The sequence below is a fragment of the Bacillus sp. D7-8 genome (genome assembly GCF_052055895.1).
Taxonomy (GTDB): Bacteria; Bacillota; Bacilli; order Bacillales; family Bacillaceae; genus Bacillus; species Bacillus velezensis.
On record NZ_CP179922.1, the window covers coordinates 2497067 to 2518158 of the forward strand.

The 21092-nt window shown below is 46.1% G+C and carries 25 protein-coding genes and 2 pseudogenes; 5 read left to right on the forward strand and 22 right to left on the reverse strand.

What is annotated here, in order from left to right:
• Positions 1–33: 33 nt before the first annotated feature.
• From lepA to gpr, 4 genes are all read right to left on the reverse strand, one after another.
• Positions 34–1869, reverse strand: coding sequence for a translation elongation factor 4 (lepA, locus tag ACKTRM_RS12130; RefSeq protein ID WP_012118023.1), 1836 nt, complete (start codon positions 1867–1869; stop codon positions 34–36).
• A gap of 132 nt (positions 1870–2001) precedes the next feature.
• On the reverse strand, positions 2002–2340 hold the full coding sequence (locus ACKTRM_RS12135; RefSeq protein WP_007408270.1) for a YqxA family protein: 339 nt from the start codon (positions 2338–2340) through the stop codon (positions 2002–2004).
• 16 nt (positions 2341–2356) lie between these two features.
• Positions 2357–3550, reverse strand: a complete 1194-nt coding sequence (gene spoIIP, locus ACKTRM_RS12140) for a stage II sporulation protein P (RefSeq protein ID WP_007612673.1) — start codon at positions 3548–3550, stop codon at positions 2357–2359.
• Between the two features lie 67 nt (positions 3551–3617).
• Positions 3618–4724 (reverse strand): GPR endopeptidase, encoded by a 1107-nt coding sequence (gene gpr, locus ACKTRM_RS12145; protein WP_007408268.1) that lies wholly within the window; start codon positions 4722–4724, stop codon positions 3618–3620.
• A 202-nt stretch (positions 4725–4926) separates the two neighbouring features.
• Between gpr and rpsT the strand changes: the two genes are divergently transcribed.
• Complete coding sequence (rpsT, locus tag ACKTRM_RS12150) at positions 4927–5193, forward strand: 30S ribosomal protein S20 (RefSeq protein ID WP_003152876.1); 267 nt, start codon at positions 4927–4929, stop codon at positions 5191–5193.
• Positions 5194–5209: 16 nt separating this feature from the next.
• Here rpsT and holA read toward each other — a convergent pair.
• Positions 5210–6251 (reverse strand): annotated as a pseudogene (holA, locus tag ACKTRM_RS12155) (DNA polymerase III subunit delta).
• A gap of 39 nt (positions 6252–6290) precedes the next feature.
• Positions 6291–6442, reverse strand: a pseudogene (locus tag ACKTRM_RS12160) (hypothetical protein).
• A 40-nt stretch (positions 6443–6482) separates the two neighbouring features.
• Between ACKTRM_RS12160 and ACKTRM_RS12165 the strand changes: the two are divergent.
• A complete protein-coding gene (locus ACKTRM_RS12165) occupies positions 6483–6617 on the forward strand; it encodes a YqzM family protein (protein ID WP_003152870.1) in 135 nt (44 codons plus the stop codon).
• Between the two features lie 18 nt (positions 6618–6635).
• Here the strand turns inward: ACKTRM_RS12165 and ACKTRM_RS12170 are convergent, their stop codons facing one another.
• From ACKTRM_RS12170 to ACKTRM_RS12180, 3 genes are all read right to left on the reverse strand, one after another.
• Positions 6636–8987 (reverse strand): DNA internalization-related competence protein ComEC/Rec2, encoded by a 2352-nt coding sequence (locus tag ACKTRM_RS12170; RefSeq protein WP_012118025.1) that lies wholly within the window; start codon positions 8985–8987, stop codon positions 6636–6638.
• A complete protein-coding gene (locus ACKTRM_RS12175) occupies positions 8988–9557 on the reverse strand; it encodes a ComE operon protein 2 (RefSeq protein ID WP_003152868.1) in 570 nt (189 codons plus the stop codon).
• A gap of 66 nt (positions 9558–9623) precedes the next feature.
• Positions 9624–10238: a helix-hairpin-helix domain-containing protein gene (locus ACKTRM_RS12180; RefSeq protein ID WP_012118026.1), complete on the reverse strand. Its 615-nt coding sequence runs from the start codon at positions 10236–10238 to the stop codon at positions 9624–9626.
• 58 nt (positions 10239–10296) lie between these two features.
• On the opposite strand from ACKTRM_RS12180, the gene comER reads away from it, so the two are divergent.
• Positions 10297–11118, forward strand: coding sequence for a late competence protein ComER (gene comER, locus ACKTRM_RS12185; protein WP_012118027.1), 822 nt, complete (start codon positions 10297–10299; stop codon positions 11116–11118).
• A 68-nt stretch (positions 11119–11186) separates the two neighbouring features.
• On the opposite strand, the gene ACKTRM_RS12190 is transcribed toward comER, so the two are convergent.
• Genes ACKTRM_RS12190 through ACKTRM_RS12225 form a run of 8 tightly spaced genes read right to left on the reverse strand, consistent with a single transcriptional unit; the run spans position 11187 to position 16191 of the window.
• Entirely contained in the window at positions 11187–11924 is a 738-nt protein-coding gene (locus tag ACKTRM_RS12190; protein ID WP_012118028.1) for a class I SAM-dependent DNA methyltransferase, read from the reverse strand.
• Positions 11921–12277: a ribosome silencing factor gene (gene rsfS, locus ACKTRM_RS12195; RefSeq protein ID WP_007408260.1), complete on the reverse strand. Its 357-nt coding sequence runs from the start codon at positions 12275–12277 to the stop codon at positions 11921–11923. The genes ACKTRM_RS12190 and rsfS overlap by 4 nt, the downstream gene beginning before the upstream one ends.
• Before the next feature lie 16 nt (positions 12278–12293).
• Positions 12294–12854 carry a bis(5'-nucleosyl)-tetraphosphatase (symmetrical) YqeK gene (gene yqeK / locus ACKTRM_RS12200; RefSeq protein WP_012118029.1) on the reverse strand — a complete coding sequence of 187 codons (561 nt, stop codon included), beginning with the start codon at positions 12852–12854 and terminating at the stop codon, positions 12294–12296.
• Positions 12844–13413: a nicotinate-nucleotide adenylyltransferase gene (locus ACKTRM_RS12205; protein WP_012118030.1), complete on the reverse strand. Its 570-nt coding sequence runs from the start codon at positions 13411–13413 to the stop codon at positions 12844–12846. The genes yqeK and ACKTRM_RS12205 overlap by 11 nt, the downstream gene beginning before the upstream one ends.
• Positions 13414–13423: 10 nt before the next feature.
• Positions 13424–13714, reverse strand: a complete 291-nt coding sequence (yhbY, locus tag ACKTRM_RS12210; protein WP_007408257.1) for a ribosome assembly RNA-binding protein YhbY — start codon at positions 13712–13714, stop codon at positions 13424–13426.
• On the reverse strand, positions 13708–14550 hold the full coding sequence (aroE, locus tag ACKTRM_RS12215; RefSeq protein ID WP_012118031.1) for a shikimate dehydrogenase: 843 nt from the start codon (positions 14548–14550) through the stop codon (positions 13708–13710). Before aroE ends, yhbY begins: the two co-directional genes overlap by 7 nt.
• Before the next feature lie 19 nt (positions 14551–14569).
• Positions 14570–15670, reverse strand: a complete 1101-nt coding sequence (gene yqeH, locus ACKTRM_RS12220; protein WP_012118032.1) for a ribosome biogenesis GTPase YqeH — start codon at positions 15668–15670, stop codon at positions 14570–14572.
• A 2-nt stretch (positions 15671–15672) separates the two neighbouring features.
• Positions 15673–16191, reverse strand: coding sequence for a YqeG family HAD IIIA-type phosphatase (locus ACKTRM_RS12225; RefSeq protein WP_007408254.1), 519 nt, complete (start codon positions 16189–16191; stop codon positions 15673–15675).
• Positions 16192–16548: 357 nt separating this feature from the next.
• On the opposite strand from ACKTRM_RS12225, the gene ACKTRM_RS12230 reads away from it, so the two are divergent.
• Positions 16549–16689, forward strand: coding sequence for a sporulation histidine kinase inhibitor Sda (locus ACKTRM_RS12230; protein WP_003152850.1), 141 nt, complete (start codon positions 16549–16551; stop codon positions 16687–16689).
• A 132-nt stretch (positions 16690–16821) separates the two neighbouring features.
• On the opposite strand, the gene ACKTRM_RS12235 is transcribed toward ACKTRM_RS12230, so the two are convergent.
• The 3 genes from ACKTRM_RS12235 to ACKTRM_RS12245 all read right to left on the reverse strand — a co-directional run bounded on the left by ACKTRM_RS12235 (position 16822) and on the right by ACKTRM_RS12245 (position 18567).
• Complete coding sequence (locus ACKTRM_RS12235) at positions 16822–16956, reverse strand: hypothetical protein (protein WP_003152848.1); 135 nt, start codon at positions 16954–16956, stop codon at positions 16822–16824.
• Between the two features lie 75 nt (positions 16957–17031).
• Positions 17032–17763 (reverse strand): SGNH/GDSL hydrolase family protein, encoded by a 732-nt coding sequence (locus tag ACKTRM_RS12240; RefSeq protein ID WP_012118033.1) that lies wholly within the window; start codon positions 17761–17763, stop codon positions 17032–17034.
• Between the two features lie 69 nt (positions 17764–17832).
• Positions 17833–18567, reverse strand: a complete 735-nt coding sequence (locus ACKTRM_RS12245) for a polysaccharide deacetylase family protein (RefSeq protein ID WP_012118034.1) — start codon at positions 18565–18567, stop codon at positions 17833–17835.
• A gap of 233 nt (positions 18568–18800) precedes the next feature.
• Between ACKTRM_RS12245 and ACKTRM_RS12250 the strand changes: the two genes are divergently transcribed.
• Positions 18801–19427: a TVP38/TMEM64 family protein gene (locus tag ACKTRM_RS12250; RefSeq protein ID WP_012118035.1), complete on the forward strand. Its 627-nt coding sequence runs from the start codon at positions 18801–18803 to the stop codon at positions 19425–19427.
• Between the two features lie 104 nt (positions 19428–19531).
• On the opposite strand, the gene ACKTRM_RS12255 is transcribed toward ACKTRM_RS12250, so the two are convergent.
• Positions 19532–19774 (reverse strand): hypothetical protein, encoded by a 243-nt coding sequence (locus ACKTRM_RS12255; protein WP_023357051.1) that lies wholly within the window; start codon positions 19772–19774, stop codon positions 19532–19534.
• Positions 19740–20996, reverse strand: a complete 1257-nt coding sequence (locus tag ACKTRM_RS12260) for an MFS transporter (protein ID WP_012118036.1) — start codon at positions 20994–20996, stop codon at positions 19740–19742. Before ACKTRM_RS12260 ends, ACKTRM_RS12255 begins: the two co-directional genes overlap by 35 nt.
• Positions 20997–21092: the final 96 nt, after the last annotated feature.

Here is a 21092-nt window from a genome sequence, read left to right on the forward strand (position 1 = left end):
AGAAGCCGCAGCGCGGGACTGCGGCGGCTTCCGTTATTTTTTCGGGCTGTCATCCATTTTAAGAACGGCCATAAACGCTTCCTGCGGCACTTCTACTGAGCCGACCTGCTTCATCCGGCGTTTTCCTTCTTTTTGTTTTTCAAGAAGCTTCCGTTTCCGCGAGATGTCTCCTCCGTAACATTTTGCAAGGACGTTTTTCCGCATGGCCTTAATGGTTGAGCGGGCCACGATTTTCTGTCCGATCGCCGCTTGAATCGGTACTTCAAAGTGCTGGCGCGGAATAAGCTCTTTCAGTTTTTCCACAATTACTTTTCCGCGTTCGTACGCGTAATCGCGATGCACGATAAATGAAAGGGCGTCGATTTTTTCTCCGTTCAGCATAATGTCCATCTTGACAAGTTTAGACGGTTTGTAGCCGATCAGTTCGTAATCGAAAGAGGCGTACCCTTTCGTGCTGGATTTCAGCTGATCAAAAAATTCATATACGATTTCCGCAAGAGGCATCTCATATACAATGCTGACCCGGTTGGCGTCTAAGTACTGCATATCGATAAAGTTGCCCCGTTTCCCCTGACAAAGCTCCATAACCGCTCCGACGTAATCGTTCGGAACCATCATCGTCGCTTTGACATAAGGTTCTTCCACCCGCTCTATTTTTTGCGGGTCAGGCATGTTTGACGGGTTATCCACGATGATCTTTTCGCCGTCCGTCATATAAACGTCATAAATAACGCTCGGCGCGGTCGTGATAAGGTCAATTTTAAATTCCCGTTCAATCCGCTCTTGAATGATTTCCATGTGAAGCATTCCTAAAAAACCGCAGCGGAAGCCGAAGCCGAGGGCTTGTGACGTCTCCGCCTCGTATTGAAGAGATGAATCGTTCAATTCAAGTTTTTCCAGAGCCTCGCGCAAATCATTATATTTGGCTGTGTCAATCGGATAAAGTCCGCAGTATACCATCGGATTGAGTTTGCGGTAGCCCGGAAGCGCTTCTGCCGCAGGCTTAACCGCGCTCGTGATCGTATCACCGACACGGGTGTCGCCGACGTTTTTGATTGCGGCTGTCAAATAGCCTACGTCACCGACTGTCAATTCGTCAGCCGGCTGCGCTTTCGGCGTGAAGACGCCGACTTCGATGACTTCAAACTCTTTTCCGGTTGCCATCATTTTAATTTTCTGGCCCGGTTTGACTGTTCCTTCTACGACTCTGATATACGCGACGACTCCGCGGTACGCGTCATAAAGCGAGTCAAAGATGAGCGCTTTCAGCGGAGCTTCCGGATCTCCCGCGGGAGCCGGCACTTTTTCTACGATCTGTTCTAAAATGTCTTCGATGCCGATGCCCGCTTTCGCTGAAGCGAGGACGGCGTCTGAAGCGTCAAGGCCGATAACGTCCTCAACCTCTTGACGCACACGTTCTGGCTCTGCGCTCGGGAGATCGATTTTATTAATGACAGGAAGAATCTCAAGATCATTATCAAGCGCCAGATAGACGTTCGCCAATGTCTGCGCTTCTATTCCCTGAGCCGCATCAACAACGAGAATCGCGCCTTCACAGGCAGCCAGGCTTCGCGAAACTTCATATGTAAAGTCGACGTGTCCGGGCGTGTCGATGAGATGAAATATATATTCTTCTCCGTCTTTAGCTTTGTATTTCAGCTGAACGGAATTTAATTTGATGGTAATTCCCCGTTCGCGTTCAAGGTCCATTGAATCAAGCAATTGTTCTTTCATTTCCCGCTGGGTGATCGCCGATGTTTTTTCTAAAATCCGATCCGCCAAGGTCGATTTGCCGTGGTCTATGTGGGCGATGATGGAGAAATTCCGGATTCTTGACTGCCTCTCTAAACGCTTTTCTTTATCTGTCACAATCTATCACTCCTACTATTAAACGCAAAATACACTAGCTTAGATTATATCAATAGGATTGTAAACATTCAATTAAAACAAGAAAGAGAAAAGCTTCCTTTAAGGAATCATCCGCTTTTCTCTTCATCAATGCTAACGGTTCAGTTTCGAAACCCACTCATACATCGCCTGCGCCGAGTCCGTCACGGTATTTGAAAGGGTTTCTCCGGCTTTTGAAAACAGGTTGAAGGTTTCCGCCTGTTCCAGCTGTTTTTGTTTTTCTTCCAGATCTTTCGCCGTAACGGTTTGCCCCAAAATGGATGCTTCTTTTTCCTGTCCTTCTCCGCCGCCGAGCGTGAATGCTCCTTTTAAGGAGGGATCTTTGTATCCTTTCATATCAAGCATTCCGCTGTTTGCCTGCTGCATGCCGAACAAAACGCCGAAAAACATGACAATGGCGATCAGCAGGCATTTGCCGGTAAAACGGATCATTCGAATCACCTGATTTCTATTGTTTTTTCTTCTCTCCTGATTGCGAGCTGACCTTTTCTGCATCCCAGTACAGTTCGCTGAACACATCGGCCACGGCATCTGATGCACGCCTCAGTTCTTCAAGATTGTTATCCACGCCCCCGAATTCCAGCAGAAGCGACCGGTCGTTTAAATCCTGGTTGTATACTCCATTATCTCCCGGAGAGCCTTTTGATAAAACACCGACGCTTAAGCCGGGGTATTTTTTCTCCATGAGCTTATGAAGTTCACTTGCGAGTTTATAGTTTTCTTCAAAATTAGCGCTTTTTTTGCCGACGACGATGGCGACTCTGGCATAGCTTTTTCCTTTGATGTCGGCTGTCGTATTTTTCTTGCGGCGGGAATCCCGGTGAATGTCTATGGTATATTGCAGGTTTTTATTTTTGGCGAGCGCGCTTTTTACGACCGGCCTTGATTCGTCGTAGCTTCGCGCATAATTTAAGCCGTCTTTGTTCAGGCGGGCCTGAATGTCGGTTTTATCTACGGTCGCTCCTACACCTTGCGCTTCAAGCGCTTTTCCGAACATATCTCCGACAAGTGTGACATTGGCCTTCGAATGGCGGGCGTTATCCGGATTTGTTTCCCCCTTTAACAGAGGAAGATAGGATTCGGTATTATGAGTGTGGTAAATAAAAACGACTTTTTTGCTGCCTGTTGAATGTTTTGGCGGCGCCGTTTCTTCTTTTTTCGTTTTGTTTTCGATTTCTGCCAGGTTCACTTCTTTTTCTTTTTCCATCACCTTTGACGGCGGCGGAGATTCAGCCGGCATATTCGTATAATCCGTCCCCTGCCCCGCCAGAAGGATCTCCGTATCGTATTGGGCAAATCCCGGCAGCTCACGTCCCAAAAAACTCCGCGGGTCTTCCATATTAATGCTTGTCGCCAGTTTTAAGGAAAGCCGGGACAGCTGAAAAGAGTCTTTTTCAGGAAGCTCTGAGGCGAAATAATGATTTTCCATGCCGAGGAGGTGTGCAAACGCGTCACCTGGAAGTTCTCCGGCAATTCCGTGAAGAGAATCCGAAGAAAGCCTCAGTTCAGGGCGAAGCGATGTGAGCACACCCGATAATACGAAAATAACGATAAGGCTTGTCATAAACAAAAACATGCCCTTGAGCGCATTTCCACCGTTTACTGCAACGACAATTTGACGGTTTCTGCGTTTTTTTCTCATGATTTGAATCCCTCCAGCGCTTGTCTAGTAATTACTCTATGAACAAGCTAGAGGAGGTAGAACCATTTTAATGATTATAAGAACCTTTGTTATCTTGTGACACTTTTTCATGAAGGGCGGTGTTTAACCCGTTTGCAAGTACGTTCGCCATATCATCAATAAAGGTGTCAATCTCCTTCGGCGTGACCATCAGATTATGGCCGAGCGGAGAAAGCACTTCGTGAATCAGCTGGCGTTTTTCGTTTTCGTCCAGCGTGCCGACAATACCGAGAAAGGATTGGCGTTCTTTTTCTCCCGGAAGGTCTTCGTCTGTCAGCACCTTCTTTTTGCCGAAGTTCATTCCGGCGGGCACCAGAGATCTTGACGGGCTGTCATCTTTCATCTCTCTTCCGAAATGTTTTAATATATAATCCACCGTATCGCTTGCGATCGTAACCGCATCAACGACAGTCGGTACCCCGATTGCGATGACGGGAATGCCGAGCGTTTCCTTGCTTAATTCTTTTCTCTTATTGCCGACGCCTGATCCCGGGTGAATGCCCGTATCAGAAAATTGGATGGTCGTGTTCACCCTTTCAACGGCTCTGGCCGCAAGAGCGTCTACCGCGATCACAAAATCCGGCTTTGATTCTTTGATCACGCCTTGAATAATATCGCTCGTTTCAATTCCCGTTAATCCCATCACACCGGGAGCAAGCGCGCTGACCGGCCTGTACCCTTCCTGCACGTTTTCCGGCTGAAGCCTGAACAGATGCCTTGTCACAAGAAGGTTTTCGGTCACGAGAGGGCCGAGCGCATCCGGCGTCACATTCCAGTTGCCGAGACCCACGATCAAACAGCTTGCATCCTTTGGAATCTTTAATGCCGACAGATAGGCGGAAAATTCCTCGGCAAACACTTCCGTTACTTTTTCCTGCATGTCAGAGTCGTGTTCCCGAACCCCTTGAGCCTCGATCGTGACATAGCGTCCCTGCTTTTTCCCCGATAGTTCGGCGCCTTCTTTGGTAATATCGACGGTTCTGACTTTAATGCCGCCCTTGTCGCGTTCTTTTTCAATAAACCCGTTTATTTCTTTTTTCTGACCGGCTTGTCCGTCTTTTACCGCCTGTTTCGTTTCTACCGCTAAATCCGTCCGTATCAGAAATTGATTGACATCCAGTTCGTTGTTTTTCACAGGGAAGACCTCCTTCAATCATCGTGGTACATAGTGTGGCCATTTACAAAACGAATCATGCGAATTTACCCATCAACGAAAAATACTTTACATTTATATTGCAATCTAAAGTTCTGTTTGATAGAATACAATTTGTTCTATTGTGAAGAAGATTTAACCTTAAGACACTGTGCTACAGGTTGTATCTTAGGAGGTGAAACACATGCCAAACATTAAATCAGCGATTAAACGTACAAAAACAAACAACGAACGCCGCGCTCATAACGCGACAATCAAATCTGCTATGCGTACTGCAATCAAACAAGTTGAAGCTTCTGTTGCTAACAACGAAGCGGATAAAGCGAAAACTGCTCTTTCTGAAGCAGCGAAACGCATTGATAAAGCAGTGAAAACAGGTCTTGTACACAAAAATGCCGCAGCTCGATACAAATCTAGACTTGCGAAACAAGTGAACGGACTTTCTGCATAATACAAAAACGATCCCTTTAACGGGGATCGTTTTTTTCATTCAGTCCGGAGAAGCTCAAGGAGAAAGAGTTCCAGCAAGAGCTGCTTGTCCTTTTTCCCCGTTTTCATTTCATAATCCATCACCGCGAGTCTTTCTATAATACGCCGCAGCTCTTCTTCAGAAAAAAGCCTCGCCTGATCCATCGCCAGTTTTACCCGGAAGGGGTGCACCTTTAAGTTGGAAGCGATTTGCTTTTGGCCGTATCCTTGTCCCGCAAAATACTTTGTCTGCATAATCAGACGGAATTGGTTGGCGATCAGCGCCATAATTTTGATCGGTTCTTCGTTTTGTTTTAAAAGATCATAAAATATTTGAAGACTTTCCGTCCGTTTTCGGTTCACGATTTTGTTGATCAGCTCAAAAATATTCTGCTCCAAACTTCTTGCGACGAGCTCCCGGACATCTTCAAGTGTGATCTCATGTCTGTCACCGGTGTAGGCGGAGAGTTTTTGTATTTCCTGATATATGGATGACAGATGGCCGTTTGCAAGCAGAACCAAATGCTCGGCAGCTTCTGTATCGATCATTTTATTTTCGGATTTCGCCAGATTAATCGTAAAATCAGTCGTCTCCTTTGCATTCAGCTCCTTAGCTTCAATCATAAGGGCTTTTTGCTTCAGCGCTTTCGTCAGCTTTTTCCGTTCGTCCAGCTTCTCGTACGGAGCCACAATCACAAAGACCGTATAAGGCGCAGGCTCCTTCAGATAAGTCTCCAGAGCGGCTGTATTATGCTCTATTTTTTCTTTCTTTTTTTCCCCTGTTAAAAAAGACGGATTTTTTACGATGACCAGCCGCTTCTCTCCCATAAACGGAAACGTTTCCGCATCGGTTACGGCCTGGTCAAGCGGATCTTCTTCAAGATCAAAAACAGACAGGTTAAAATCCTTTGTCTCCTCATCAACGACAGCTTGTCTGATCCGGCTGACAGTTTCTTGGAGCAGATACGTTTCTTTTCCGTATAAGCAATAAACGGAGCGGACATCCCCTTTTTTCAGGGCTTTCCAAACATCAAATACCATGATCGTATGACTTCCTCTCTTTCTTGATCCCCTTCTATCCTAAATTGAGTTCGGCAAATAGTAAAGAGGAAGCTTTAAGGACAGCTTCCTCATTTATAATAAACGCCTGATTCACAAGCTCCCGGGTCTGCTTGTAAAAAGGCGATAATCACAAGAACAGAAAACGTTACCATCACTTCTAGATTTTTCAAAACAATTCCAGTATACTTAGGGAAGTCAGGAGGGATGAAATTGAATGATTTTGAAAAAAACGTTCAAAGCAAACGAAATGATGCTGTTGACTCAGCTGTCGGTTTTGTCGTGTCCTTCGGATTTTTCGCCTTTTTGTTCGTGATGGCAACAGCCATCCATCTTATCGGCTCTTAGCCGCATTCCGGGCTGCTGTCAATCGGCAGTCTTTTTTACTTCTTGCGCCCTGGTTTCTTCTATATCATATGGAGGGAAGACGGAAAACGTTCCGGCGCCTTTTTTAAATCTGTATTGAATCGTTCCGCTGATATCGGTGCGAAGCACATTTACAGAGTACGCCTTCAAACGATCCAGCACTTCTTCATGCGGATGATGGTATCGATTCTCTTTTCCTGCTGAAATCAGCGCCGCTTCCGGCTGAAGCTGCTTCAAAAAGGCTTCACTCGTTGAGCTTTTGCTGCCGTGATGACCCGCCTTCAATATATCAGCCTTCAGATTCGGATACGTTTTCAGCACTTCTGTTTCGCCGTCCGATTCTAAATCTCCCGTCAAAAGCCAGCTCACTCCGCCAAAAACCGTCCAAAGCACCAGTGACGAATCATTTTTACTCCTTCCGTCAGACGACTCCGGAGACAGCACCTGAAACTGAAGATCACCGGCTGTAATGGTGTCGCCTCGCTTTGCTTCGGCAACGGGAATGTTGTTTTCTTTCGCCATATTTAATATGTTCTGATCCTTCGGTTCTTTTACGAATCCCACGGGGACAATTAACCGTTTGACTCTATGATTTTTGATTAACACTCCGGCTTCCCCGATGTGATCTTGATCCGCATGGGTTAAAATCAGTGCATCCAGCTTTTTCACCCCTTTTCCGTTTAAAAATGGAATCAAAACCTTCTCGCCGATAGAATACGGGTGGCGTTTTTCTTTCCATGATTCTCCGGGATAAGCAATCACTCCCCCTGTATCAACCATTACGGTCCCTTTGCGGTGCGGCGCGCTTATAAACAGTGAGTCTCCCTGCCCGATATCAAGCATATCCGCTTCTCCCCATGGACTGAAATACGGACGGCATATTAAATAAGCCAAAACCGCGCAGAAAAAAAGAGCCGATTTCCTGAGTTTTAAAAAACCTCCCTTTTCCAAAGCCGCAAAAAGCGTAAAAACGGAAACCGCAAGCAGAAGAAGGGAAAGAAAGTCAGGCTTTGACACAATCATAGTAAATAAATCAACGGATGCCGCATATGTAATGAAATCATGCACAGGCTTCATCACAAGGTCAAACATACCAAACAAACATTCTCCCATCTGCCTTGAGAGTAAAAGAAGAAGGAAACCGATGACAGAAACCGGAATGACAAATAACGTATAAAATGGCACCATCACCATATTCATCGGAAAACTGACAAGTGAAATCTGCTGAAAATGATAGAGAAGAAACGGAAGTGAGCTGAGCTCTGCAATGAATGAGGCCATCGCAAGCCCGGCAAGTCTGCTTTTCCCTGCTTTCTTTAAAATGGAGGATGAAAGAATTAAAGAGGCGCTTACCGCAAAGGAAAGCTGGAAGCCCGCCTGCCAAAGGAAGTAAGGATTAAACAGCAGGAGCAGCAGATAAGACAGGGACAATGCAGCAGAGGAATGAATGCCGCGTTTAACAAGAGTTCCGGCGATATAAAATCCCAGCATGAGGGATGCGCGCAATACGGATGGGGCGGCACCGCTCAGCAGCGTATACACCGGCAAAAACAGCAGCAGCAAAATTCCTGCTTTTTCTCTTGTCAGCCCGATTCTGATCAGAGCATAAAATAATCCCGCCGTAATAAGACCGACATGCATTCCGGAAATCGCCATTAAATGAACGACTCCCAAATTTTGATATGCACTCAGTATATCGTCCTCTATAGAAAATCTTTCACCTAAGGTCAGCGCTTCAACAATTCCGGCGGAAGATTCAGGCACGTGATTCCGAATGATCGAAATCAAATTTTTTCTGATGTTCAGCAGTTTAAACAGCGGCTGTTTGGATTTTTCACACTGCTGAATGGAAGTCACGGAAAATAACCAGTGAATCTGCTGAGAGTAAAGATATTCCTTATAATCAAAACCTCCGGGAACCGTCGCATGTGCAGGCTGTTCCAGAGAGCCTGTAAATGTGCAGCGCATCCCCGGTTCAAGCTGTTCAATGAGTCTCTTTTCCTCAAGAGACCGGATTTTGTACGAAGCCGCCCATTTTTCCTTGTCATGTGTACGGATAACGGCTGACATTTTCGCTCCGTCAACCTTCGGAATATTAGTGATGACGGCCTGTTCAGTATAACTGCCGGCCTGATAGCGCGTTACATTCGCAGCGTCACAAACCGTATAAAGAAAGAAATAAACACAAAAAGAAACGAGGCAGACGATAACCGGAGCATACTGCTTTGTTTTTACAATAATAAAGAGAAGATACAGAAGAAAAAGGAGCAGAACCCAGAAGACATGAGCGGCGGCAATTCCCGCAGTTGCAGAAACCGCCGCCAGAGGCAGAAGAAGGTATTTATATTTCATTTATACGTAACTGGTAAACAGCTCATTGGCCTGTTCATGAATTTTTTTCAGTTCATCTGCCTTAACCCCCGCATCAGATAATTGCTGAATCAGACCTGCTACAAAAGACAATTTTTCGCGGTTTTTCAGATCGATGATCATTTCATCAAGTTCGACCTGCTCCACCTTGACTCCGGCTTGGCTGAACAGCTCTTTTGCATAAGGCTGTGTTTTGTAATCTTCAGCATAATAAACCGTTTTGATGCCTGCCTGGATAATTGATTTGCAGCATTGAATACAAGGATAATGCGTCACATAAATTTCGGCACCCTCCGTCGGAACACCGAACTTAGAACATTGCAGAATCGCATTCATCTCTGCATGTATGGTCCTCTGGCAATGATTATCTATTAAAAGGCATCCTTCATCAGCGCAATGGACGCCGCCGGCAATTGAGCCGTTGTATCCGCCGGCAATCATCCGCTTATCTCTGACTACGGTTGCCCCGACTGACAGTCTCGGACATGTGCTTCTCAGCGCCAGCAAATGGCTTTGCGCCATAAAATATTGATTCCATGAGATTCGTTCCACAAGTGTTCCCTCCAAAAAGTCTTGTTGCTTTTCTAAGTTTACATAGATTTAAGCAGAACCGTCAATTCACTTTACCGTAATGGAAGTTTTTATCCGCTCAAATGACTTTTCTCCAAAGCCTGATACATTCATCAAATCTTCAGCAGTCTGAAACCGTCCGTTTTCTTCTCGGTAGGCGATAATCGCTTCCGCTTTTTTCTGCCCCACCCCGGAAATCGCCTGAAGTTCGTCCAGAGATGCCATATTGATATTGACAGCTGCATTCTCCTTTTCACCCGCCGCTGTTTTCGGGCGATTCTCCTCTTCGCCTTCACTCGGAATATAAACAATCGTCCCGTCCTGCAGCTGCTCTGCTAAATTAACATTCAATTCATCCGCCTTTTTCTTCAGGCCGCCGGCTTTTTCAATGGCTTGCGTCACCCTGTCTCCCGCTTTCATTTCATACACGCCGGGATTTCGGACCGCGCCTTTCACATCAATCATAATCTTATCGGCTGCGGTGTCTTTTTTGTCCGCGACGGATGCTGAGGCTGTTTGGCCGAGCACGGACTGCTGTTTGACCGGCTCTTCCTTTTCAGAACGAAACAGCCAAATACAGATAAAAACCGCCCCTGCCGCAAGACAAGCGCCCAGAATTTTCAGGTTCCGCCGCAGCCGCTCCGTCATCATCGCTTTCGTCATATTGCATTGCCTCCCCGCATAAGGTTTAGAGGATTAAGGGAAAAAGGAGGGGAATTCATTGAAAATAGGCTTTATCGGCACCGGAAACATGGGGACGATCCTGATTGAATCGTTTATCGAATCAAACGCTGCCGATCCCTCACATATCACCATCACAAACAGAACAATCGAAAAAGCATTAAAACTAAAAGAACGTTTCAGCGGCATCCATGTCACCGAGGATCAGGAAAAGCTCGTACAGGAAAATGAAATAATATTCATTTGTGTAAAGCCGCTGGATATATATCCTTTGCTGAAAAAACTCACACCGCATTTACGGAAAGATCACATTTTAATCTCCATTACCAGTCCCGTTCAGACGGATCAGATTGAACATACGGTTCCGTGTCAGACGGCCCGCGTCATTCCGAGCATTACGAACCGCGCCTTGGCCGGCGTCTCGCTTGTTACGTTCGGCAAAAGCTGCAGCGAGTCTGCAAAAGCGGATATTCAAACGCTGTTCACTCATATCTCAAAACCTGTAGAAATCAGCAGCGGCATTACAAGAGCGGCGTCAGACATTGTCAGCTGCGGGCCCGCTTTTATGAGTTATCTCGTTCAGCGCTTTATTGACGCGGCAGTGGAAGAAACGGACATCACCAAAGAAGAAGCCGTGATTATGTCGACGGAAATGCTTGTCGGTCTCGGAAAGCTTCTGGAAACAGGGCATTACACGCTTCCCGCCTTGCAGGAAAAAGTATGCGTAAAAGGCGGCGTCACCGGGGAAGGACTGAAGGCTCTCGAAAGCGGTGTTCAGGATATGTTCAACCGTGTCTTTCAGCGTACACATGACAAATACGATGAAGATATATCGTTAGTGAAGAAGCAATTTCACGTGTAACTGAGTATGCCATAAAGTGCTTTATCTCGCCAATCGCAAAAAATGCATTTTAAAAACCATCGTTCCGTTTAAACGATGGTTTTTGGTTTGCCTGCCGTAAAGAAAAGACGTTCAGACTCTGTTGAAGGAGGCCGGTCTGTAAAATCAGCTGTCACCTTTTTCAGTTTAAATCCGGTCTCTGCAAGCATTTGTTCATATTCTTCAATGTAAAATGTTTTTTGCTCATGCGTCTCGTCATAGCGGTCATAAGATTGTCCGTTCCATACGAAAAAAGACATATCATGGATGACAGAAAGCTCTTCATCGCCGGCAAAGCTTTGCCAGATATAGCTGATCTGCTCATCCTGATCCGCATGGGTGCTGTCCGGAAAAAGCTCCGTCATTTTAAATGGGGAATGGACGTCAAACAGAAGCAGGCCGCCCTCCTTCAAAACTTGAAAAACACTTTTGAAGGTGCTTAAGACATCATTTTTCGTTTTTAAGTAATTTAGGGAATCACAGCAGATGACAACGGCATCAAACTGTTCTTCAAAACCGGAAAGCTCTCTCATATCCTGCTGGAGAAAAAGAATCGGCTTTCCCGTTTTTTTCTGCTGGGCACAGCTCAGCATATCTTCACTCAAATCAATCCCCGTGACTTCGCAGCCTTTTTCAGCAAGCCTGATGGATATTTCTCCGGTTCCGCAGGCAAGATCAAGCACCCTTCCCTTTTCCGGAAGAGACGCTTCGATCCAGCCCGCCCATTCATCATACGGCGCATGTGACATTAACTCGTCATATACGCCGGCGAAGCCTTGGTAAATCATGAGTTCAAGCCGAGTTCAAGCTCTGCGAGCGGCGCGTCGCCCCATAGCTTTTCAAGATTGTAGTAGCTTCTTTCATCTTTATGGAAAACGTGGACAATGACGTCGCCGAGATCAACTAAAATCCAGCGGGCCTCATCAAACCCTTCCATCTTTTTGACATCAATGCCGTTTTCTTCTGCCTGATCTTTAATTTCACGCGCAATTGCCTGAACCTGCTTATCAGAATTCCCGTGGCAGATTAAAAAGTAATCCGCTATAAGTGAGATTCCTTCCATGTCCAGCGCTAAAATATCTTCTGCACGTTTATCGTCGCATGCTTTTGCCGCGATTTTTAATACGGAAGCTTGATTCATTTACATATTCCTCCTGTCAATTTTGAGACACCAGCCAGTTATAGGTTGCAAACGTCTCCGGAAAGACCGGCTGGTTTTTTTTCATCAGAAATATCATTGTATTTTTCATCGCTTGTATGAGCGCTTCGTTCAGATCCGTTTCCGCCAGACGGCGCACCTCTTCCACTCCGGGAAAATGGCGGCCGGGTTCAATGTAATCCGCAACGTAAATGACTTTGTCTAAAAGGGTCATTCCCGGACGCCCTGACGTGTGATAGCGGATTGCATCCAAGATCTCAGGATCAGTGATCCCCGCTTCTTTCTCAGCCAGATACGCTCCCACAGGGGCATGCCACAGCTCGGCATTGTAATCCAAGAGCTCAGCCGGCATTTTTTCCCGCACGATGATCTGCTTCATTTCTTCTTTCGGCCGGAATTTCGCATAATCATGAAAAACAGCCGCCATTTCCGCTTTTTTCGGGTCTGCTCCGAACCGGCCTGCGAGAATAACCGCCGTATCTGTCACGCCGATTGTGTGGATGTAGCGATGCTCGGTCAGCTGCTCTTTGACGCAGGCAAGTGCTTCCTCACGATTCATATAAATCATTCTCCTCTATATACTGCCTCACTTTATCCGGCATTAAGTATTGCGTCGGCTCTTTTGCTTTGAGACGTTCTCTCAGCATCGTTGACGAAACGTCAAATTCCGGAACGTCGGCAAAAAGCAGCGGGTACGGGGTCTCAATATGATACCCCGGGCGCCGCACTCCGATAAATTGAATGAGCGTGAGCAGTTCGTCCAGTTTGTACCATTTCGGCAGATATTCAATCATATCCGCCCCGATAATAAAGAAAAGCTTGTCGTTCGGGTGCCGCTCCTTCAGTAAACGGACGGTATCATAGGTATAAGAAGGGCCTTTCCGGTCCATTTCCGCAAGCTCAAGCTTAAAGCCGGAATTAGAGCTGATGGCAAGCTTCAGCATCTCCACCCGGTGCCGGCTGTCTGTAAAGTCTTCATTCTGCTTATGCGGAGGGATTTTATTGGGCATAAACCAAATCTCATCGAGCTCCGCCTGATGAAGGACTTCATTAGCCATCAGAAGATGTCCGTTGTGCGGAGGGTCAAATGTGCCCCCGAATATTCCGATTTTCTTCATGTCAACCACCTTACGGAAGCTCGATTTGTTTATTTTCCTTTGATTCCTTATACAATACGATCGTATTTCCGATCGTCTGCACCAATTGTGAGCGGGTGCCTTTCACAAGGGCTTCTGCGACATCATTTTTATCGTCTTCGCAGTTTTGAAGCACGCTGACTTTAATCAGCTCTCTTGCTTCTAAAGCCTCGGCAATCTGTTTCACCATGTTTTCGTTGACTCCGCCTTTTCCCACTTGAAAAATAGGCGTTAAATGATGCGCTTTTGAACGCAAAAACCGTTTTTGTTTTCCTGTTAACATTGTGTTCCTCCTAGTTTTCCTACAACAATCGCTCTCATTAAGCCGCTGTCAGGCTCTTGTTCCGTCCACAGCTTGAAAGACAGTGCGGCCTGTTCCACAAACATGCCGACACCGTCAAGGGTTGTTAAACCTCTTTTTTCAGCTTCTTTTAAGAACGCCGTTTGAATCGGGTTGTATACGATATCACAAACGATGGCGCCCGTTTTGGCCCGTTCCAATGAGAGCGGCACGGCATCCGTTTTCGGATACATGCCGACAGATGTTGTATGAATAATGACGTCATATTGTTCAAGCTGATTTTCAGCTTCTTTTAAAGTAAGGGCGCGTTTCTGCTGAAAAGAGGGAGCAGCCGCAATCAGACTTTCTGCTTTTTCCGGCGTGCGGTTGCAAACGTCAAATTGTTTCGGCTCTCTGCGGACGATCGTCGTAAAAATCGCTCTTGCCGCTCCTCCCGCCCCAATCATGAGGATGGAGAGCTCTGATATCGGTTTGTCCAATACTTTGACTAAGGATTTATAAAACCCATCTCCGTCAGTATTATACCCGATGAGCCTGTCTCCCTCTCTTTTGACGGTATTTACGGCCCCGAGTACTTTCGCGCTTTCATGTATTTCATCCAGATGCTCCATGATCGCGACTTTATGCGGGACTGTGACGTTCACTCCGCAGATGCCAAGCGCCTTGATTCCGTTAACGGCGTCCTTGAGATGATGAGGTTCCACCTGAAACGCAAAATACTGCCCGTTGATGTTCTTATCTTGCAAAGCCGCGTTATGAATATCGGGTGACATTGAATGCCCGATCGGATTTCCGATTACTCCGTACAATTGTTTCATGCTCCCTCTCCCCTTCTCTCTATATTAATGAACGGCGGACAAATACGTGTACGCCTTTCGGAGCGTATGCCGTTATTTTTTTATCTGCTTGCTGCACCGTGACCCAGCCGAGCCCGGAAAAAACGATATCCGTCTTTCCTTCTTTAATCGTAAACGTGTGGGGCGTAAGCTCCGGAAATTCATCCAAATGATCTTTTCCGGGCGGGGTAAGCAGTTCTCCCGCATGCTTTTCGTATAAGTCATCAGCATTTTCAAGCTTTGTTCTGTGAATCATCAATTCATTCGGCATATAGCAGACAAACGCCGTTTTATCGCCTGATACATAGTCAAACCGGGCAAGCCCGCCGAAATAAAGCGTTTGTTTTTCATTCAGCTGAAAAGTGCGCGGCTTCAGTTCTTTTTTCGGTGTCAGCACCTTTAAGTCACGCTTGTCCACGTAATGCGCCATCTGGTGATGGTTAATGATTCCCGGCGTATCGTAAAGCGCAGATCCGTCATCGAGCGGGATTTCAATCGCGTCAAGCGTCGTGCCCGGAAATTGAGAGGTGGTAATAATATTCTCTTCCCCTGAGACCTCTTTAATAATCCGGTTGATAAATGTGGATTTGCCGACATTGGTACAGCCCACCACATACACATCGCGCCCTTCGCGGTAATGTTCAATGGCGTCAATGACTTCCTTCATCCCTTGTCCGCGGGAAGCACTGATTAAAAAGACATCAAGGGGTTTTAAGCCATATTCTTTCGCTTCGCGTTTCATCCATTGAACGAGCCGTTCCCGTTTTACGGATTTCGGCAGGATATCGGCCTTATTACCGACAAGAATGATCGGATTACCGCCGACAAAGCGGTTCAGCCCGTTTATCCAGCTTCCGTTAAAATCAAAAATATCAACGACTTTGACAATAAGAGAGTCAGTATCGCCGATTGTGTGCAAGATATTTAAAAAGTCATCATCCGTTAATGAAACATCTTGAATTTCATTGTAATTTTTCAGTCTGAAGCAGCGCTGGCAGATGACATTCTCTTTCGTGAGCGATGCCTTTGGCGCGTATCCGAGACCTTGTTTATCCTCGGTCTGGATCGTTACTCCGCAGCCGATGCAAACAACCTTTTCCATTTCTAATCCTCCCACTGAATATGGCCTTTACGTTTCAAAGAACTCAATATTCTCCGTTCAATCCGGCGGTTAAAGCGCGTCATGACTCCGTCAGAGGAAGCGACAGGCACGACGAGGATCGTATGATACCCGTTTCTGTTTCCGCCGAGAACATCAGTAAGCAGCTGATCGCCGATGACCACACAGTCTTCTTTTTTCAGATCCATGCTGCTGACGGCTCTTTTAAAGGCGCGTCCCATCGGTTTTCTTGCCTTATAAATAAACGGTATGCCAAGCGGCTCCGAGAATAATTTCACTCTTCGTTCATTATTATTGGAGACGATCGTGACTTTAATGCCGTGCTCCTTCATTTCTTCAAACCATTCGATTAATCGAGGTGTCGCACTCGGTCTGTCCCACTCCACAAGCGTGTTGTCAAGGTCTGTAATAATCCCTTTCACATTGCGTTCTTTGAGCTTTTCCGGTGTGATATGAAATATATTTTTCACAAATTCGTCAGGTAAAAAAAACTTTTTTAACAAAACCCGCACCCTTCCTTTTCTTTCTATCATCTATATGTCGAAACCTGTCAGATTTAAAAACAAAGTCGGACTCAGTAAAAAAATTTCGACAAAAATTGGGTTTCTTCACCAGTTGTGGATAAAATTACACACATTATCCACTCTTATTACATCCGGATTTATCCAGATTATAAACAAGATACTAACAAGTTATCCACTTACGAGTGTGGATAACAGGACGATTGTTCTTATTTGTATTTCATGGTAGATTAAAGATAACCTCACCATGATTGAAACGCAACCTTCCATCATATGCTTGCGTCTGATGATTGATTACAATTATAAGGAGGTGCCACTCCCATTAATTGGGTCCCCGGCATGAGAAAGCTTTCTGATGAATTACTAATAGAATCTTATTTCAAAGCCAATGAAATGAATTTGAGCCGTGAATTTATCGAGTTAATTGAAAACGAAATCAAAAGAAGATCGCTCGGACACATTATTTCCGTTTCTTCTTAAACAGAAAAAAATTCCCGGGCGAATTTCCTTTTTTTACTCAGATGACTGATATTATATCACTTCGGTTATGCGCATTACTACCACTTTCAACAAAAAACACCCCTAAAATAGAGGTGTTTAAGAGGACGGCTGCTATATATTGAACCAATACAGACCGCCCAGGACGAGAATGACGACGAGCAGCACAACAAAAAATGCGTACCAGTACCCCGCATTCACCCGAGGAGGCGGGCATACAGGATATTGCGGAGGGAAACCGCGGTTCATAGCAATCGCCTCCAAAAAGATGTTTTTTCTACAGCCTATGAAGCAGAAGCAAAACGGTTTAGGCAGCTGACGGCGTCAGCGTTCCAAAACCCGCCCATTTTTTATGCCTTCAATTAAGATTCTGGCGCCTTTTGGCGTCATATGATTTCCGGAGGGATCTATCAGTCCGGATTGGATCAGCGCCCGGTCTGTATCTTTGCCGCCGTCCGCGCGTATAAAGTGTTTCCAGTTATCCACCAGCGGCACTTTCAACTCAGCTGCAACCTGCCTCGTAACGCCGTTATAGGAATTATGCCATTTTCTCGCGCCGCCTTTTTCTTTAAAGGCTGAGGCTTTATATCTCGCATAGTAATAGAGATGATGCGTTCCGTTTCCTTCTATAACCGGGATGCACGTCATTAAAATCGGCTTTATGCCGTGATTTCTGCTTTCGTTTATGAAATAAGTCAGGTTTTCTTTAAACCGTTTCTTTGATACCCTCGGCTGATCGCCCGTCAAAATGCCCGCATCATTTGTTCCGAACATGATAAATAAATATTGGGGCTTACGGTCCAGCACGTCGCTTTGAAAGCGCAGGCGCGCATCCTCAGTCGTCTGGCCGCCTATTCCCGCATTTATAACCGTAAGACGGCCGCGTTCCGCTGTTTTTAAAATGTTTACCCACTGCTGCGCCTTCGGATAATCACGATAATCCCAGTTGGAACCGCGCGTATTGCTGTCGCCGAACGCGACAACACTTTTTTCTTCGCCCGCGGCGCATCCTGATAATAGACAGATTATCGTAATAAAAAGAACAGCAAACTTCATTTTCTCTCCCCCCAAACCTTACCTCCTATGGTACACATCTCTTTGGCGGCTTTCAACGCGGCGCTCTCTTTACTGGATATGAAAAGGGCCGGAATCCTGTCCGATCAAATCCGAAACCTTAACAAACGTGTAGCCCTGCTTTTTCAGCTTGGGAATGATTTCTTTCAAAGCCTCAACCGTCTGGCGCCGGTTTCCTCCGCCGTCATGCAGAAGAACGATATCTCCATCTCTGGCATGTGAAACAACGTGCCTGACGATTTTTCCTTTCCCGGGCCTTTTCCAGTCCCTCGGATCTTGGTTCCATGACCACATGATGATATGATAGCCCTCTTTTAAGATGCTTTTGAAAGCCGTATGATTCAGCGACCCTCCCGGCGGGCGGAATAACTTGTCCCCTTCCGGCTGCAGCGATGTGATATGATGCGCTGAGCTGTGAAGCTCTTGTAAAACGTCTTTGCGTTTCAGTCGGTGAAAATAAACATGGTTCATCGTATGGTTGCCGATTTCATGCCCTTCTTCAACGATGCGTTTTGCCGTTATGGGGTATTTGTCTATACGGCTCCCGACACAAAAAAAGGTTGCTTTAACATTGTGCTGTTTCAACACGTCTAACACAGCCTCCGTATAGACAGGATGGGGGCCGTCATCGAAGGTTAAAGATAGTTTCTTTTTTTCAGACCTTATATCCCAGTACACGTTTCCCGTCTTCTCCATGTCACTTCTTTTTAAAGATTTCGCATCGGCGGACACGGCAGTGAGACTCGTGAGGACGCATATCATGATGATCAGATGAAAGTATCTCAACGTTTACACCTCCAGTAAACACTACTGTTAACGTGTCCCCTTTTATAAAAAATGATTCTCTGCATCAAATGATGCACATCACCCGCTTCCCGCTTGTTTTGTTCAAATCCGGGTGCAGCCGTTTCTCATCAAACGGCAAATGCTGATAAACAAATACGCTTATCGGACAGCTTATTTTAATAGAAGGAGATAGATTTGTGCTGTATACTAATTGAAAAGAGGTGAACGTGCAGATGATAAAAAAGGGATTCAGTCTTGCCGTCATCATTGCTGTCGTAATGATCGGCTTTATGCAAAAAGACGTCTGGCTCAGCATGATTCGCGCGGGCGGCATGTATGCCGTGCTTATGAGTATCCTTCTGGTCGCAGCTGACGTATTTTTTCCGATTGTTCCATTCGCCATTATCGCGGCCTTAAACGGAGCGGTTTTCGGGATTGTAAACGGGGTGTGGATTACATTGTCAGGCGCGATGCTCGGAACAATGGCATTGTTTTTTCTCGTCCGGTACGGATTCAGAGACTGGGCCAGAAAAAAGCTGCTGGCTTACCCGGCCGCGGCCCAATATGAAGATTCATTTCATCAGCACGCGTTTACGGCGGTGCTTTTCGGGCGGCTGATTCCGATTATACCGTCGCTTGCCATGAATACCGTCTGCGGGCTGAGTAATATCCGATGGCCGATCTTTTTTTCTGCGTCGGTGCTCGGCAAAATTCCGAACATTGTGATCGTGACGGTCGCAGGCGCTTCATTTACAAGCAACAAACTGCTGTCTTTCGGGATTTATGGAATGTATATGCTCGTCTTAATGGCGGTCATTTATAAGAAGTTTCCCGGCCTTTTAAAAACAACGAAAAAATGAAACGCGTACCGCCCCCTATTCCGGCGGTACGGCTCCTCTCATTCTGAGAACTTTTCCGTTTAATTCTAAATTGATGCAGCTTCGTTCCGCGTTCTCTTTGCTGCTCAGTAAAGGTGCACATAACCGATTTTTTGGCTGCGGTAAAATTTGATGGAAGCTTCTAGCTGTCCGTTATGAAAAAGCAGCATAAAACCGTCGGGAAAGCATTTGATTTGGGATGACAGCCACCTGAGATATTCATCCCTATTAAAATGATCCGCCGTGCCAAAGCTGACGAAAAACGAATCCTCACGAAACGAAACGGCCGTCTCTTTATGTTTGTTTAAATTGATCCGCTTGAAATACATCAGGAGTCCTCCTTTTTGCGGCCGCAAATAAGAACGAGCATAAAACGGCTGCCAACACCAGCATAACAGCAGCGCCTGCGATGACGATGCCGCGGACGGAAGAACTGACAGAAGCTGCTCCGAAAACCGCCGTTACTACTATAATGAAGACGGCTTCGATTAATGAATAAAAGCTCCCCACTCTCCCCATGATGTCCACCGGAACATTCTTTTGATAAAACGTCAGAAAGCCTGTATTGGCAAACGCCAGAAAAAAAGCGAGAAGGAAAAATCCGAAAGCAGCCGTCCAAAAAACGTCAGAAAACGCATAAATCATATATCCGGCCGCTGTGAATAAAGAGCCCATTCCCATCAATAAAGAAGCCGGCATTTTTTTATTAAAGAACACATTGACAAGCGCCCCCGCGATAATGCCTGCCCCTGAGACACTGACGAGAAAACCGTAATCGGCATCAGTCAGCTGAAGAACCTCTTTTGCAAAAGCGGCTTCAAGCGAATCAAGCGCTGATGGCATAACGGTCATGACCAGACTGAATAAAAAATAAATGATCATGACGTTTCGCGCTGTTCGGCTGAAGCGATAGACGAGCTTCCAATCTTGTTTGTAAACTGCCAAAGAAAGCTTCTGTGCGGGAGAATGTACGTGAGGCCCATTTTCAAGGTTCGGCAGCATCATCGTGATGAAACCGGACAGCACTAAAGCCGCCGCATTCACCCAAATCGCAAAAATCGGCGTGCCGGCGATAAAAAGCAGCCCGGCCGCAGCCGGCCCGAGGAGAAAAGCCCCTGATTCCGACAAAGCCCTTAGTGAATTGAATCGTTTTCTCCTTTCAGCCGGGATAAGCATCGTCACATACGCCATGGAACACGGACGAAACATCGCATTGGCCATTTGAATCAAAAATACGATACAATAAACGGAAAATAAAGACCGTGCTGTAAACATCAGCGGCAGAACGGCAATGAATGCAGCCCGGATGAAATCAAGCGACATCATCATATTCCGTTTGTTACACCGGTCGATGATGCTGCCCGCCCACCCATTTGTCATCAAAACAGCCGCAGGCCTGATTAAATAAAGGATGGAAACCGCAAAAGCAGACCCCGTTTCTTTTAAGACAATAAGATTAAGAGACAAAAAATAGATCCATTCACCAATATTTGCTATCCCGATTCCGGTTAACAGAAGCAACGGGTACCGCCAAGACTTCAGGTTTTTCATCTCATCCCTCCCTTAGAAATAAAAAACGCCCTCAAGACAATAAAGTCTTGAGGACGGGAAACAGCCCGCTATGCCACCTCAATTCGGTTTGGTGCC